The sequence below is a fragment of the Streptomyces tricolor genome (assembly GCF_002155905.1).
GTDB classification, from domain to species: Bacteria; Actinomycetota; Actinomycetes; order Streptomycetales; family Streptomycetaceae; genus Streptomyces; species Streptomyces tricolor.
Genome location: NZ_MUMF01000124.1, coordinates 1 through 17,646, shown reverse-complemented (window position 1 = coordinate 17,646; position 17,646 = coordinate 1). Strand labels below are relative to the sequence as shown.

Below are 17,646 nucleotides of genomic sequence, written 5' to 3'. Positions count from 1 at the left end.
TGGCGGAGCTGACCGTCGAGCGGCCCGTCGTACTGCCGGTGCGTGGCGGGCGGGCCGTCCAGACCGTGGTGGGCGGGGCGGACGGCGCCGGACGGCGCACGGTCGAGGTCTACTCACGCGCGGACGACTCCGCGCCGGACGACGCCTGGACACGGCACGCGCACGGCACCCTCGCGCCCGCCGACCCGGCGGCCGGCGGCGACCGGCCCGCCGACGGGGCGGNNGCCTCGGCGAGCCGGCCGGGGACGCCGACCGGTACGGCGTCCACCCCAGCCTGCTCGACGCGGCCGTGCGGACGGCGCTGCCGGCCGGGACCCTGGCGGTCACCTGGCGCGGGGTCGGCCTGCGGGCGTCCGGCGCGACCGTCGTCACCGTGCGGTCGGCGGGGGTCGCGGGCGAGGGCACCCGGTTCCACCTGAGCGATCCGGCCGGGCGGACCGTGCTGACCGTGGACGCGGTGCTGTCCGAACCGTTCGACCCGGCGCGCGCCGGACTCGCCGAGGCGCTCACCCACGACGCGCTGTTCCGCGTCGCCTGGGCGGAGCTGACGCTGCCGGCGGGTGACGGCACGCCGTCCGTCGTCACCGTACGGAGCGCCGAGGACATCGGCGCCGGTGCGGCGGACGCGGACGTCCTGCTGTACGCCGTCGACCCCACGGTGACCGATCCGCGCACGGCGGTCGCCGCCGCGCTCGCCGTCCTCCAGGCGTGGCTGGCCGAACCCGCCCTGGAGCGGGCCCCGCTGGCCGTGGTCACCGGCGCGGACGCCACCGACCTCGCCACGGCCGCCGTGCGGGGGCTGCTGCGGTCCGCGCAGTCCGAGCACCCCGGCCGGATCGTGCTGGTCGAGTACGACGGCCCGGGCGAGGCCCAGGACGCCGAGGCGGCGGTCCGTGCCGCGCTGCCCGGCCTGCTCGCCTCCGGTGAACCGGTGGTCCGCGTACGGGCCACGGGCGCCGAGGTGCCCCGGCTGGTCCGGGCCGAGACGGCGGCGGGGGAGAGCGGTGTCCCGCAGCCGGGCCGGGCGCTCGATCCGGACGGGACCGTGCTGATCACCGGCGGCACCGGCACGCTCGGCGCGCTGACCGCCCGGCACCTGGTCACCGGGCACGGCGTCCGCCGTCTGCTCCTGCTCAGCCGGCGCGGCCCCGAGGCGGACGGCGCGGCCACGCTCCGCGCGGAGCTGACCGCGCTGGGCGCCACCGTCACCGTCGCCGCCTGCGACATCACCGACCGGGACCGGCTCGCGGCCGTCCTGGACGCCGTACCCGCCGACCACCCGCTGACCGCCGTCCTGCACACCGCCGGAGTCCTGGACGACGGCGTGGTCACCGCGCTCACCCCGGACCGTGTCGACACCGTGCTGCGGCCCAAACTGGACGCGGCGCTGCTGCTGGACGAGCTGACGCGGGAGTGCGACCTCGCGGCGTTCGTGCTGTTCTCCTCGGCCGCGAACGTCTTCGGCAACCCGGGCCAGGCCAACTACGCCGCCGCCAACGCCGCCCTGGACGCGCTCGCCGCGCGCCGCCGGGCCCAGGGGCTGCCCGGCGTCTCGCTCGCCTGGGGCTACTGGGAGCGGGCCAGCGGCATGACCCGGCACCTCGGCGCCGCCGACCTGCACCGCAACCGGCGGCTCGGCATGGCCGCGCTGTCCGAGGCCGAGGGCATGGCGCTGCTGGACCTCGCCCTGCGGCCCGCGAGCGGACTGCCCGCCGCCCCGGTGGCCGCCAAACTGGACCTGCCCGCCCTGCGCGCGGCGGCCCGCACCGCGCCCGTGGCGCCGCTGCTGCGGGGCCTCGCGCCCACGCCGCGCACGCAGGCCCGCGCCGCCGGCGACCACGGCGACCTGCGGGACCGCCTGGCCGCGCTGGACCCGGCGGCCCAGCTGGCCCTGCTGCTGGACCTGGTCCGGCGCAACGCCGCCGACGTGCTCGGCCACGGCAGCGCCGACACCGTCCGTGCCGACCGGGCCTTCAAGGACGCCGGGTTCGACTCACTGACCGCGGTGGAGCTGCGCAACCGGCTGGCGACCGCCACCGGGCTCACCCTGCCCTCGGCCGTCGTCTTCGACTACCCCAAGCCGACCGCGCTCGCCGAGCACCTGCGGGTCCGGCTCGGCGGTGACACCGCCGCCCCGGCCGCGGCGGCCGGTCCGGCACCCGCCGCGCCCGCCGCGTCCGACGAGCCGATCGCGATCGTCGCGATGGCCTGCCGCTTCCCCGCCGGGGTGCACAGCCCCGAGGACCTGTGGCGGGTCGTGGCCGACGGGGTCGACGCCGTCACCGAGTTCCCCGCCGACCGCGGCTGGGACATCGACCGGCTCTACGACGCCGACCCCGACAAGGCCGGCACGACCTACGTGCGGCACGGCGCGTTCCTGGACGACGCGCCCGGCTTCGACGCCGCCTTCTTCGGGATCTCCCCGAACGAGGCCCTCGCGATGGACCCGCAGCAGCGGCTGCTGCTGGAGACGTCCTGGGAGGCCTTCGAACGCGCCGCGATCGACCCCACCGGGCTCGGCGGCCGGGACATCGGCGTGTTCGTCGGCGTCAACAGCCACGACTACACCGTGCGGATGCACCACGCGACCGACGCCGAGGGCTTCCGGCTCACCGGCGGCTCCGGCAGCGTCGTCTCCGGCCGCGTCGCCTACCACTTCGGTTTCGAGGGCCCGGCCGTCACGATCGACACCGCCTGCTCCTCCTCCCTGGTCGCCCTGCACCTGGCCGCCCAGGCGCTGCGCAACGGGGAGTGCTCCATGGCGCTCGCCGGCGGCGTGATGGTGATGGGCAACGTGGAGACGTTCATCGAGTTCTCCCGGCAGCGCGGCCTCGCCCCCGACGGCCGGTGCAAGGCGTTCGCGGACGGCGCGGACGGCACCGGCTGGTCCGAGGGCGTGGGCGTGCTGCTGGTCGAGCGGCTGTCCGAGGCCGAACGGCAGGGCCACCAGGTGCTCGCCGTGATCCGGGGCAGCGCGGTCAACCAGGACGGCGCGTCCAACGGCCTGACGGCACCCAACGGCCCGTCGCAGCAGCGCGTGATCCGCAAGGCGCTGGCGAACGCCGGGCTGACCCCGGCGGACGTGGACGCGGTCGAGGCGCACGGCACCGGCACCGTCCTCGGCGACCCGATCGAGGCACAGGCACTGCTCGACACCTACGGCCAGGACCGCGAACAGCCGCTGTGGATCGGTTCGGTGAAGTCGAACCTCGGGCACACCCAGGCCGCGGCCGGTGTCGCCGGGGTCATCAAGATGGTCATGGCGATGCGGCACGGCCTGCTGCCCCGCACCCTGCACGTGGACCGGCCCTCCACGCACGTGGACTGGTCGGCGGGCGCGGTCGAGGTGCTCACCGAGGCCCGCGCCTGGCCCGAGGCCGGCCGCCCGCGCCGGGCCGGCGTCTCCGCCTTCGGCATCGGCGGCACCAACGCCCACCTGGTCCTGGAGCAGGCACCGGCGGCCGACAGGACCGACGCCGCGGACGGCGCGGGCAGCACGGACGGCGTCGCCGGCGCGGGGCCGGTCACCGACGGCCGTACCGCCCCGCTCCTCTTCCCCGTCTCCGCCCGCACCGCCGCCGGGCTGCGCGGGCAGGCCGGCCGGCTCGCCGACTGGGTGGCGGACCGGGCCGGTACGCCGCTCGCGGCCACGGCCCACGCGCTCGGCACCGCCCGCGCCCACCTCGACCACCGCGCGGTCGTCCTGGCCGCCGACCGGGAGGGGCTCGTCACCGCCCTGCGCGCGCTCGCCGCGGGCAGCGCCGACGCGGGCACCGTCACCGGCGCCCCGGCCGACGGCAAGCTCGCCTTCCTGTTCACCGGGCAGGGCAGCCAGTGGGCCGGCATGGGCCGCGAACTCGCCGCCGCCCACCCGGTGTTCCGCGACGCCTTCGACGCGGCCTGCGCCGCCGTGGAACAGCACCTGGACGGCCTCGCCCACCCCCTGAGCGCGGTGGTGTCCGCCGAGCCCGGCACCGAACAGGCCGCCCTGCTCGACCAGACCCTCTACACCCAGGGCGCGCTGTTCGCCCTGGAGACCGCCCTGTTCCGGCTTTTCACCTCCTGGGGCGTACGGCCCGACCTCCTCGCGGGCCACTCGATCGGCGAGATCGCCGCCGCCCACGCCGCCGGCATCCTGGACCTGGCGGACGCCGGTCGACTGGTCGCGGCCCGGGGCCGGCTGATGCAGGCCCTGCCCGAGGGCGGCGCGATGATCGCCGTGGAGGCGACCGAGGACGAGGTGGCACCGCTGCTCGCCCAGGCCGCCGGCACCGTCGGGATCGCGGCGGTCAACGGGCCGCGGGCCGTGGTCCTGTCCGGCGCCGAGGACGCCGTCCTCGCCGTCGCCGCGCGCCTCGCCCAGGACGGCCACCGCACCCGCCGGCTGACCGTCAGCCACGCCTTCCACTCCGCGTTGATGGAGCCGATGCTCGACGAACTGCGCGCCGTGGCCGCCGGGCTCCGCTACCGGCCGGGCACCCTCCCCGTCGTCTCCACGCTCACCGGCGCACTCGACGAGGACGGGATGCTCGCCACCCCCGAGTACTGGGTGGACCAGGCCCGGCACGCCGTGCGGTTCGCCGACGCCGTCACCGCCCTGCGCGACCAGGGCGTCGCCACCCACCTGGAACTGGGGCCCGGCGGTGTCCTCAGCGCCATGGCCCTCGGCACCCTCGGGCCGGACACCCGCGGCTGCATCGGCACGCTGCGCCGGGACACCCCCGAGGACACCGCCGTCCGCACCGCGCTCGCCGAACTGCACGTACGGGGCGTGCCGGTCGACTGGACCGCCGTCCTCGGCCGCCCGGACCCCGCCGTCGGGCCCGACCTGCCCACCTACGCCTTCCAGCACCAGCGGTACTGGGTGGAGGGCGGCACCGCCACCGACGCCGAGGCGCTCGGCGCCCGGTCCGCCGGGCACCCGCTGCTGGGCGGCGTCGTCGAGGTCCCCGGCGAGCACGGCGGCACCGGCGTCGTCCTCACCGGCCGGCTCACCGGACGCAGCCCCGGCCTGTACGGCGGCGGGGAGCGGGCGGTACCGGCCGGTGTGCTGCTGGAGCTGCTGGTCCGGGCCGGCGACGAGACCGGCGGCGGCACCGTCGAGCGGATCAGCGTCGACGCGCCCCTCGTCGTCCCCCCGCACGGCGACCTCCAGCTCCGCGTCTTCGTGGACGCGCCCGGCCCCGACGGGGCGCGCGCGGCCACCGTGCACAGCCGGCCGGCCGGACACGAGGGCGCACCGTGGCTCCGGCACGCCCGCGCCACCCTGACCCCCGGCGTCCCGCGGCACGCCTTCGACCTGCGCGAGTGGCCGGAGGAGCCCGCGGAGGCCGGCGCCCCGGCGGGGGTGCGCGGGCTGTGGCGGCAGGACGGCCGGATCCTCGCCGACCTCGTGCTGCCGGACGAACTCACCGACGAGGCCGAGGCGTTCACCCTCCATCCGGTACTCCTCGACACCGCCCTGCGGGTCGCGGCCGGGGCCCAGGACACGGTCGTCTCCCTGACCGGGTGCGCCGCCCTCGCCGTGTACGCGGTCGGCGCCACCGAGCTGCGGGCGCGCGTCAGCCCGGCCGCCGACGGCGGGCACCTGGTGGAGCTGGCCGACCCCGACGGCCGGCCCGTCGCCCTGCTCGGCCCGCTGACGCTCACGGCCGCCGAGGCCACCGCCACCGAAACCGGCACAGCGGAAACCGGCATACCGGAAACCGGCGCACCGGAGACCGCACCCGCTGCGACCGCGCCCGCCCGCCGTGTCATCCGCCGCGGACCGGCCGCCGACGGCAACGAACTGGCCGCCCGGCTGGCCGGGCTCGCCGAGGCCGAACAGCGCCGGGTCCTGCTGGACCTGGTCCGGGAGAGCACCGCGGTCGTCCTCGGCCACCGGGACGCGGACGGCTTCGACGAGGGGCAGCCGTTCAAGAACCTCGGCTTCGACTCGCTCACCGCCGTCAAACTCCGCAACCGGCTGCACGACTTCACCGGCGTCGCCCTGCCCAGCAGCCTCGTCTTCGACCACCCCACCCCGGCCCTGCTCGCCGACCACCTGCGCGGCGAACTCCTCGGCACCCGCCCGGAGATCCCCGCGCCCGCCCGGCGCGGCACGGCCGACCCGGACGAGCCGATCGCCATCATCGCCATGAGCAGCCGGCTGCCCGGCGGCGTCAACAGCCCCGAGGACCTGTGGCAGCTCGTCATGGACCGGCGCGACGCCATCTCCGGATTCCCCACCGACCGCGACTGGGACATCGACCGGCTCTACCACCCCGACCCGGCCCACCCCGGCACCAGCTACACCCGGGCGGGCGGCTTCCTGCACGACGCCGCCCGGTTCGACGCCCAGCTCTTCGGCATCTCGCCGCGCGAGGCCCTGGCCATGGACCCGCAGCAGCGGCTGCTGCTGGAGACCTCCTGGGAAGCCATGGAACGCGCGGGCATCGACCCGCTGTCCACCCGCGGCCAGGACATCGGCGTGTTCACCGGCATCGTCCACCACGACTACGTGACCCGGCTGCGCCAGGTCCCCGAGGACGTCCAGGGCTACACCATGACCGGTACGGCCGCCAGCGTGGCCTCGGGCCGGGTGTCGTACGTCTTCGGCTTCGAAGGCCCCGCGGTGACCGTGGACACGGCCTGCTCCTCCTCCCTGGTCGCCATGCACCTCGCGGCGCAGGCGCTGCGGGGCGGCGAGTGCTCCCTCGCCCTCGCCGGCGGCGCCACCGTCATGGCCACCCCCGACGCCTTCCTGGAGTTCTCCCGGCAGCGCGGCCTGTCCGCCGACGGCCGCTGCAAGGCGTACTCCTCCACCGCGGACGGCACCGGCTGGGCCGAGGGCGTCGGCGTGGTCCTGCTGGAGCGGCTGTCGGACGCGCGCCGCAACGGCCACCGGGTGCTGGCGGTGCTGCGCGGCAGCGCGGTCAACCAGGACGGCGCCTCCAACGGCCTGACCGCCCCCAACGGTCCCTCCCAGCAGCGGGTGATCCGCAGCGCCCTGGCCTCCGCCGGGCTGCGGCCCGCCGACGTGGACGCGGTGGAGGGCCACGGCACCGGCACCGTCCTCGGCGACCCGATCGAGGTGCAGGCGCTGCTGGCCACCTACGGCCAGGACCGACCCGCGGACGCGCCGCTGTGGCTCGGCTCGGTGAAGTCGAACATCGGTCACACGCAGGCCGCCGCCGGCGTCGCCGGGGTGATCAAGATGGTGGAGGCGATGCGGCACGGCGTCCTGCCGCCCACCCTGAACGTCGCCGAACCCACCGCGCAGGTGGACTGGTCGGCGGGCGCGGTGGAACTGCTCACCGAGGCCCGCGAATGGACCCGCGCCGGCCGGCCGCGCCGGGCCGCCGTCTCCTCCTTCGGCGCGAGCGGCACCAACGCGCACGTCATCCTGGAGGAGGCGCCCGACACCGAGCCGGTCACCCGGCCGACGGTCCCCGACGGCGTCGTACCGCTGGTGGTGTCGGCCCGCAGCACGGCCGCCCTCGCCGCCCAGGCCGGGCGCCTGGCGGCGTTCGTCACCGACGCGGACGCCGCACCGGCCGAGGTCGCGGGTGCCCTCGTCACCCGGCGGGCCCTGCTGTCCGAGCGGGCCGTGGTCGTCGCCGGTTCACGCGACGAGACCCTCGCCGGGCTCGGCGCGCTGGCCCGGGGCGAGAGCAGCCCCCTGCTCGTGACCGGAACCGTCGCCGGCTCCGGCGGCCCCGGCAGGACCGTGCTGGTCTTCCCCGGGCAGGGTTCCCAGTGGCCGGGCATGGGCCGGGAACTGCTGGAAACCTCCCCGGTGTTCGCGGAGCGGATCGAGCAGTGCGCCCGGGCTTTGGAGCCCTGGGTGGACTGGGACCTGAAGGCCGTCCTGCGCGGTGAGGCCGACCTGCTGGACCGGGTGGACGTCGTGCAGCCGGCGAGCTTCGCCGTGAACATCGCCCTGGCCGCCGTCTGGGCCTCCGTCGGAGTCGTGCCGGACGCGGTGGTCGGTCACTCGCAGGGCGAGATCGCCGCCGCCTGTGTCGCCGGCGCGCTGTCGCTGGAGGACGCGGCGCGGATCGTCGCCGTCCGCAGTCAGGTGATCGCCGGTGAGCTGGCGGGCCGGGGCGGGATGGCCTCGGTGGCGCTGCCCGAGGCCGAGGCCGTCGTCCGGATCGCCGCCTGGGACGGGCGCGTCGAGGTCGCCGCCGTCAACGGGCCGTCGTCGGTCGTGGTCGCCGGAGACGCCGAGGCGCTGGACGAGGCGCTCGCCGCACTCGCGGCCGACGGCGTCCGGGTCCGCCGGGTCGCCGTGGACTACGCCTCCCACACCCGCCATGTCGAGGCGATCGAAGGGGCGTTGGAGAAGGCGTTCGCCGACATCCGCAGCCAGGCGCCCGCGGTGCCGTTCCGCTCCACCGTCACCGGCGAGTGGGTCCGCGAGGCCGGCGTCCTCGACGGCGACTACTGGTACCGGAACCTGCGCAGCCAGGTCCGCTTCGGCCCGGCCATCGCCGCCCTCCTCGCCGAGGGCCACACGGTGTTCGTCGAGTCCAGCGCCCACCCCGTCCTCGTCCAGCCCGTGAACGAGATCTTCGACGAGGCCGCCGACGACAACGTCCGCCTCCGCGCCGTCGCCGCCGGATCGCTGCGGCGCGAGGAAGGCGGCCCGCGGCGGCTGCTCGCGTCGATGGCCGAGCTGTTCGTCAAGGGCGTCGCCGTGGACTGGACGGGCGTCCTGCCCGCCGAGGCCCGCGACGCCCGCCCGGACCTGCCGACGTACGCCTTCGACCGCCAGCACTACTGGCTGCGGGAAGCGGCGACCGGCACCGACGACGCCCCCGCCGCCGAGAGCGCCGAGACCGACTTCTGGGCCGCCGTCGAACAGGCCGACGCCGACTCCCTCGCCCGGCTGCTCGACCTGGCCGCGGCCGACCAGCGCGACGCCCTGCGCACCGTCGTCCCCGTACTGGCCGACTGGCGCGGCCGGCGGCGCGAGCGGTCGGCGGCCGAGAAGCTGCGCTACCACGTCACCTGGCGCCCCCTCGACCAGGAGGGCACCGGTGTCCCCGGCGGGACCTGGCTGGCCGTCGTACCGGAAGCCCCGGCCGCGGCCGATCTGGTCCGGGAACTCACCGCGCAGGGACTCCACCTGGTCACCCTGGACGTCCCGCTGGCGGCCGCGGCGGCCGACGCCGGCCGCGCCCGGCTCGGCGAGCGCCTGTCGGCCGTCCTCGCCGAACACGACGTGACCGGCGTGCTGTCGCTGCTCGCCCTCGGCGGCGAACAGGGCCCGCAGGACCCCGTCCCGCTGACCGCGGCCACCCTGGCGCTGGTGCAGGCGCTCGGCGACACCGGGGCCACCCAGCCCCTGTGGTGCCTGACCCGGGGCGCGGTCAACACCGGCATCCAGGACACCGTCACCGCGCCCGCCCAGGCCGCCGTCTGGGGCATCGGCCGGGCCGCCGCCCTGGAACGCGGCGACCGCTGGGGCGGACTGATCGACCTGCCCGCCACCCTCGACACCCGCACCGTCCGCCACCTGCTCGGCGCCCTGGGCCACCCCGGCGACGACGACCAGCTGGCCGTCCGCCGGTCCGGGGTGCACACCCGCCGGCTGCTGCGCAAGGCCGCCCCCGACCCGACCGCCGGCCCCGGCTGGCAGCCGGCCGGCACCGTCCTGGTGACCGGCGGCGCCGAGGGCCTCGGCCGGCACGCCTCCCTGTGGCTCGCCCGCTCCGGCGCCCGCCGCCTCCTCGTCACCACCACGGCCGGCGCCCCCGAGGGCGCACTCGCCGCGCTCACCGCCGAGGTGGCCGCGCTCGGCACCGGCACCACCGTCGTGGCCTGCGCCGACACCGACCGGACCGCGATCGAGGGGCTGCTCGCCCGGACCCCCGAGGACGAGCCGCTCACCGCCGTCGTGCACACCGCCGACATCGCCCGTACCAGCACCGTGGACGACACCGGCGTCCCCGACCTCACCGAGGTGTTCGCCGCCAAGGTCGACACCGCCCGCTGGCTCGCCGAACGGTTCGCCGACACCCCCCTCGACGCGTTCGTGGTGTTCTCCTCGATCGCCGGCATCTGGGGCGGCGGCGGGCAGGGCACCTCCGGCGCGGCCAACGCCGTCCTCGACGCCCTCGTCGAGTGGCGCCGCGGCCACGGCCACCCGGCGACCGCCATCGCCTGGGGCGCCCTGGACGAGATCGGCGTCGGCATGGACGAGGACACCCTCACCCAGCTCCGCCGGCGCGGTGTGCTGCCGATGGCCCCGCAGATCGCCGTCACCGCCTTCGAACAGGCCGTCCAGGCCCACGAGAAGGCCGTCACGGTGGTCGACATGGACTGGGGCGCCTTCATCCCCGCCTTCACCTCGGTCCGGCCCGGCCCGCTCTTCGCCGACCTGCCCGAAGCGCAGGAGGCACTGCGGGCCACCCAGCCGGACACCGAGAACGGCGACACCACCGCCGGCCTCGTGGACTCCCTGCGCGACGTCCCCGAGGCCGAGCAGAACCGCATCCTGCTCCGGCTGGTGTGCGGACACGCCGCCACCGTCCTCGGCCACAGCGGCGCCGACAGCATCGGCCCCCTCCAGGCCTTCCAGGAGGTCGGCTTCGACTCGCTCGCCGCCGTCAACCTGCGCAACAGCCTGCACGTGGCGACCGGCCTGCGGCTGCCCGCCACCCTCATCTTCGACTACCCCACGCCGGACGCCCTCGTCGGCTATCTGCGCTCCGAGCTGCTTCGGGACGCGGACGACGGGCTGGACGGGCGGGAGGACGACCTCAGGCGAGCCCTCGCCACCGTCCCCCTCGCCCGGTTCAAGGAGGCCGGCGTCCTGGACACCCTGCTCGGCCTCGTGGACACCGAGGACGCCCCGGCGTCCGGGACGCCCGACGCGGCGGCCCCGGCCGAGGACGACGAGACCCTGATCGACGCCATGGACGTTGCCGATCTCGTGCAGCGTGCTCTGGGCAGGACGAGCTGACCCCCCATGACAGCGGACGCACCACGGAGGACGGATATGTCGGGCCCGGACGACCAGATCGTCAACGCGCTGCGCGCCTCCCTCAAGGAGAACGCGCGCCTGCAGCAGGAGAACAGCAAACTCGCGGCGGCCGTCGCCGAGCCCATCGCCATCGTCTCCATGGCCTGCCGGTACGCGGGCGGCATCCGCACCCCCGAGGACCTGTGGCGGGTGGTGACCGACGGCACCGACGTCTACACGACGTTCCCCGAGGACCGCGGCTGGGACCTGGAGGGCCTCTACCACCCCGACCCGGACAACCCCGGCACCACCTACGTCCGCGAGGGCGCCTTCCTGCACGACGCCGGCGAGTTCGACGCCGCGTTCTTCGGCATCTCGCCGCGCGAGGCCCTCGCCATGGACCCGCAGCAGCGCCAGCTCCTCGAAGTGTCCTGGGAGACCCTGGAACGCGCCGGCATCGACCCGCACTCGGTGCGCGGCAGCGACATGGGCGTCTTCGCCGGCATCGTCCACCAGGACTACGCCCCCGACCTCAGCGGCCACGAGGGCTACCTCAGCCTGGAGCGGGCCCTGGGCACCGCGGGCGGTGTCGCCTCCGGCCGCGTCGCCTACACCCTCGGCGTGGAGGGGCCCGCGGTCACCGTCGACACCATGTGCTCCTCCTCCCTGGTCGCCATCCACCTCGCCATGCAGGCGCTGCGCCGCGGCGAGTGCTCCATGGCGCTCGCCGGCGGCTCCACCGTGATGTCCACCCCCGGCGGCTTCGTCGGCTTCGCCCGCCAGCGCGGCCTCGCCTTCGACGGCCGCTGCAAGTCCTACGCTGCCGCCGCGGACGGCTCCAGCTGGGCCGAGGGCGTCGGCGTCGTCCTCCTCGAAACCCTGTCCCAGGCCCGCGAGCGCGGCCACCGCGTCCTCGCCGTCATCCGCGGCTCCGCCGTCAACCAGGACGGCGCCTCCAACGGCCTGACCGCCCCCAACGGCCCCTCCCAGCAGCGCGTCATCCGCAAGGCGCTGGCCGGCGCCGGACTGACCACCGCCGACGTCGACATGGTCGAGGGCCACGGCACCGGCACCGTCCTCGGCGACCCCATCGAGGCCCAGGCCATCCTCGCCACCTACGGCCAGGACCGTCCCGACGGACAGCCGCTGCGGCTGGGCTCCGTCAAGTCCGTCATCGGCCACACCCAGGCCGCCTCCGGTGTCGCCGGCGTCATCAACATGGTCCAGGCGCTGCGCCACGGCCTGATGCCGGCCAGCCGGCACATCGACGCCCCCACCCCGCAGGTCGACTGGTCCTCCGGCGCCGTCGAACTGCTCACCGAGGCCCGGGAGTGGCCCGACACCGGGCGCCCGCGCCGCGCCGGCGTGTCCTCGTTCGGCGCCAGCGGCACCAACGCCCACCTGATCCTGGAACAGGCCCCCGAGGAGGAGACCGCGCAGACGGCGCCCGCGGCCCCGGCCGGGGTCATGCCGCTGGTGGTGACCGCCGCCTCCGCCGCCTCCCTCACCGGCCAGGCCGACCGCCTCGCCGCCTTCCTGGCAGACGCCCCGGACACTCCGCTCACGGCCGTCGCGGGCACCCTCGCCACCCGGCGCGCCGTCCTCGGCGAACGCGCCGTCGTCGTCGCGGAGACCCACGACGAGGCCCTCGCCGCGCTCACCGCCCTCGCCCGCGACGAGCAGGCACCCGGCACCGTCCGGGGCACCGCCACCGCGGCCGGCGCCGGCAAGACCGTCCTGGTCTTCCCCGGGCAGGGCACCCAGTGGATCGGCATGGGCCGCGAACTCCTCGACAGCTCCCCGGTGTTCGCCGCCCGGATCGAGGAGTGCGCCCGCGCCCTGGAACGCTGGGTCGACTGGGACCTCGAAGCCGTGCTGCGCGGCGAGGCCGACCCCGACCTGCTGCACCGGGTGGACGTCGTCCAGCCCGCGAGCTTCGCCATGGCCGTCGGCCTGGCCGCCGTATGGGCCTCCGTCGGCGTCGTACCGGACGCGGTGATCGGCCACTCCCAGGGCGAGATCGCCGCCGCCTGCGTGGCCGGCGCCCTCACCCTGGACGACGCCGCCCGCATCGTCGCCGTCCGCAGCCAGGTCATCCGCGGCCGGCTCGCCGGACTCGGCGGCATGGCCTCCGTCGCGCTCACCGAGGACGACGTCACCGCCCGGCTGGAACGCTGGGCCGACCGGGTCGAGGTCGCCGCCGTCAACGGGCCCTCCTCCGTCGTGATCGCCGGTGACGCCGAGGCCCTGGACGAGGTCCTGGACACCCTGGAGGACCAGGGCGTGCGGGTGCGCCGCATCGCCGTGGACTACGCCTCGCACAGCTGGCACGTGCAGGCCGTGCAGGAGGCCCTCACCGAGGCCTTCGCCGACATCCGCGGCCAGGCGCCCGCGATCCCCTTCCTGTCCACCGTGACCGGCGAGTGGGTCCGCGAGGCCGGCGTCCTGGACGGCGGCTACTGGTACCGCAACCTGCGTCAGCAGGTCCGCTTCGGGCCCGCCGTCGAGGCGCTCCTCGCCGAGGGCCACACCGTGTTCGTGGAGTCCAGCGCCCACCCCGTCCTCGTCCAGCCCGTCACCGAGATCGCCGACGCGGCCGACGCCGTGGTCACCGGCTCCCTGCGCCGCGACGACGGCGGCCTGCGCCGGCTGCTCACCTCCCTGGCCGAGGTCTTCGCGAGCGGCGCCCACGTCGACTGGCGGGGCATCCTGCCCGAGGCCGCCCGCACCGCCCACGCCGACCTGCCGACGTACGCCTTCGACCACCGCCACTACTGGATCCGGCTCACCGCGAACGGCGGCGACGCCGCCTCCCTCGGCGTGACCGGCAGCGAGCACCCGCTGCTCGGCGCGGTCGTCCCGCTGCCCCAGACCGACGGACTGGTCTTCACCTCCCGGCTCTCCCTGCGCACCCACCCCTGGCTGGCCGACCACGCCATGCAGGGCGTCGTCATCGTCCCCGGCACCGTCTACGTCGACCTCGCCGTCCGCGCCGGCGACGAGTTCGGCTGCGGCACCCTCGAAGAACTCGTCATCGAGGCACCCCTGGTCCTGCCCGCGCAGGGCGGCGTCCGCGTCCAGGTCGCCGTCGGCGGCGCCACCCCGAACGGCTCCCGCACCGTCGACGTCTACTCGCTGCGCGAGGACGCCGCCGACGCCGACGGCCACGGCGAGTGGACCCGGCACGCCACCGGCCTGCTGTCCGGCAGCCCCGCCCGGTTCACCGAACCGGCCGTCGACTACGCCGCCTGGCCGCCGCCCGGCGCCGAACCCGTCGCCATCGACGACTTCTACGCCGCCCTCGTCGCCCGCGGCTACTCCTACGGCCCCGCCTTCCAGGGCCTGCGCGGCGTGTGGCGGCGCGGCGAGGAACTCTTCGCCGAGGCCGCCCTGCCGCAGGACCACCGGGAGAACGCCGACAAGTTCGCCATCCACCCGGCTCTCCTCGACGCCGCCCTGCACACCAACGCCTTCGCCAACCCGGACGACGACCGCAACGTCCTGCCGTTCGCCTGGAACGGGCTGGTCCTGCACGCCGAGGGCGCCTCCGCCCTGCGGGTCCGGGTCGCGCCCGCCGGCCCCGACGCCCTCTCCTTCCAGGCCGCCGACGAGACCGGTGCCCTCGTCCTCACCATGGACTCCCTGGTCTCCCTGCCGGTCTCCGCCGAGCAGCTGGGCGCCGCCGCCGGCGCCCAGCGGGACGCCCTGTTCGCCGTCGAGTGGGTGCAGCTGCCCGCCCCCGAGGGCGCGGCCACGGCACCCGCCTGGGTGCCCGTCGCCGATGCCGACGACGTCACCGCGCTCGCCGCCCGCGAGAGCGCTCCCGGCGCCGCGATCCTGGACGCCGACAGCGACGGCGCCGACCCCCAGACCCTGACCACCCGCGTCCTGCGCGTCCTCCAGGCCTGGCTGGCCGCCCCCGGACCGGAGGCCGCCCGGCTGGTGGTCGCCACCCGGGGCGCGGTGGCCGCCGGCGGCGACAGCGCCGTCACCGACCCGGCCGGCGCCGCCGTCTGGGGCCTGGTCCGCGCCGCCCAGGCCGAGAACCCCGACCGGGTGGTCCTGGTCGACCTCGACCCGGCCGCCGCCACCGGCGCCGGCCCCGTCCTCGCCCAGCTCCTCGCCACCGGCGAACCCCAGCTGGCCGTCCGCGGCACCACCCTGTCCGCGCCCCGCCTGGTCCGCGCCGACACGGGTGATGCGGCCGGTGCGGCGGACACGGGCGGTACGGCCGACGCCCCGGCCCTCGCGGCCGGCACCGAAGCCGCTGCGGCCGGCACCGGGGAACCCGCGGACGCCACCGCGGCCTTCGACGCCGACGGCACCGTCCTGCTCACCGGCGGCACCGGCTCGCTCGGCGCGCTCGTCGCCCGCCACCTGGTGGAACGGCACGGCGTACGGCACCTCGTGCTGGCCGGCCGGCGCGGCCCCGACGCCCCCGGCGCCGCCGCACTGACCACCGAACTGACCGGGCTCGGCGCGGCCGTGTCCGTCGTCGCCTGCGACGTCTCCGACCGCGACGCGGTCGCCGCACTGCTGCGCGGCATACCCGCCGAGCACCCGCTGACCGGCCTGGTGCACCTCGCCGGCGTCCTGGACGACGGTGTGATCAGCGCGCTCACCGAGGAACGCGTCGCCGGCGTCTTCGCCCCCAAGGCCACCGCCGTACGCCACCTGGACGAGCTGACCCGCGAACTCGCCCCCGGCCTGCGCTCGTTCGTGGTCTTCTCCTCCGCCGCCGCCCTGCTGGGCTCGGCCGGCCAGGGCAACTACGCCGCCGCCAACGCCTACCTCGACGCCCTGATGGCCCACCGCCGCGCGGCCGGCCTGCCCGGCGTCTCCCTCGCCTGGGGCCTGTGGGAGCAGAGCGCCGGCCTCACCGCGCACCTCAGCGAGACCGACCAGGCCCGCATGAGCCGCGGCGGCGTCCTCGCCCTCACCCCCGAGGAGGGCCTCGCCCTCCTCGACACCGGACTGCACGCCGACCGCGCCCTGCTGGTCCCGATCAAGCTGGACCTGCGCGCCCTGCGCTCCGACGCCGCCTCCGGCACCGCCGTGCCGCACCTGCTGCGCGGCCTGGTCCGGGCCGGCCGGCGCTCCGCCCGGGCCGCCGCCGGTGACGGCAGCGGCCTGCTGCGCCGCCTCGCCGGACTGCCCGAGGCCGAGCAGGAAGCCGTCCTGCTCGGCATCATCCAGGCCGAGGCCACTGCCGTCCTCGGCTTCAGCGGACCCGAACTCGCCCAGGGCACACGTGGGTTCGGCGACATCGGCTTCGACTCGCTCACCGCGATCGAACTGCGCAACCGGCTCTCCGCCGCCACCGGTGTCAAACTGCCCGCCACGCTCATCTTCGACTACCCGACCCCGGTGGCGCTCGCCCGCCACCTGCGCGAGGAACTCGGCGAGAGCGCGGCCGGCGCCGCCGCCCCCACCGTGGTCGCGACCGACCCGGACGAGCCCATCGCCATCGTCGGCATGGCCTGCCGGCTGCCCGGCGGTGTCACCGACCCGGCCGGCCTGTGGCGGCTCGTCCTCGACCGCCGCGACGGCATCACCGAGTTTCCCGACGACCGCGGCTGGAACCTGGACGAGCTGTTCGACGCCGACCCGGACAAGGCCGGCACCTCCTACGTCCACAAGAGCGGATTCCTGCACGGCGCCGCCGAGTTCGACGCCGAGTTCTTCGGCATCTCGCCGCGCGAGGCCCTGGCCATGGACCCGCAGCAGCGGCTGCTGCTGGAGGCGACCTGGGAGGCCCTGGAGAACACCGGCATCGACCCCAGCTCGACCCGCGGCGCCGACATCGGCGTCTTCTCCGGCGTCTCCATCCACGACTACCTGGAGTCCCTCAGCAACATGCCCCCCGAGCTGGAGGGCTACGTCACCACCGCCACCGCCGGCAGCGTGGCCTCGGGCCGGGTGTCGTACGTCTTCGGCTTCGAGGGCCCCGCGGTCACCGTCGACACCGCCTGCTCCTCCTCGCTGGTCGCCCTCCACCTGGCGGCCCAGGCGCTGCGGCAGGGCGAGTGCTCCCTGGCGCTGGCCGGCGGTGTCGCCGTGATGGGTTCGCCCATCGGCGTGCTCGGCATGTCGCGTCAGCGCGGCCTCGCCGCCGACGGCCGCGTCAAGGCCTTCTCCGCCGGCGCCGACGGCACGATCCTCTCCGAGGGCGTCGGCATCGTCGTCCTGGAACGGCTGTCCGAGGCCCGCCGCAACGGACACCAGGTGCTCGCGGTCGTCCGCGGCTCGGCCGTCAACCAGGACGGCGCCTCCAACGGCCTGACCGCCCCGAACGGCCCCTCGCAGCAGCGCGTCATCCGCCGCGCCCTGGCGGCGGCCGGACTCGCCGCGACGGACGTCGACGCGGTGGAGGCCCACGGCACGGGCACCGCGCTCGGCGACCCCATCGAGGCGCAGGCCCTGCTCGCCACCTACGGCCGCGACCGCGAACAGCCGCTGTGGCTGGGCTCGCTGAAGTCGAACATCGGGCACACGCAGGCCGCCGCCGGTGTCGCCGGTGTCATCAAGATGGTGCAGGCACTGCGGCACGGCGTCCTGCCCCCCACGCTGCACGTCGACGCCCCCTCCTCCCAGGTCGACTGGTCGGCGGGCGCCGTGGAGCTGCTGACCGAGGAGCGCCGGTGGCCGGAGACGGGGCGTCCGCGCCGGGCCGGTGTCTCCTCCTTCGGCATCAG

The 17,646-nt window shown here is 76.4% G+C and carries 2 protein-coding genes; both read left to right on the top strand.

Annotated elements, in window-relative coordinates; genetic code table 11:
* The first annotated feature begins 289 nt into the window (after positions 1-289).
* Entirely contained in the window at positions 290-10,951 is a 10,662-nt protein-coding gene (locus CCN44_RS46045) for a type I polyketide synthase (RefSeq protein WP_086697452.1), read from the top strand.
* A 57-nt stretch (positions 10,952-11,008) separates the two neighbouring features.
* Positions 11,009-17,646, top strand: a 6,638-nt coding sequence (locus CCN44_RS47360) for a type I polyketide synthase (protein WP_462509650.1), incomplete at its 3' end; no start/stop codon positions are given.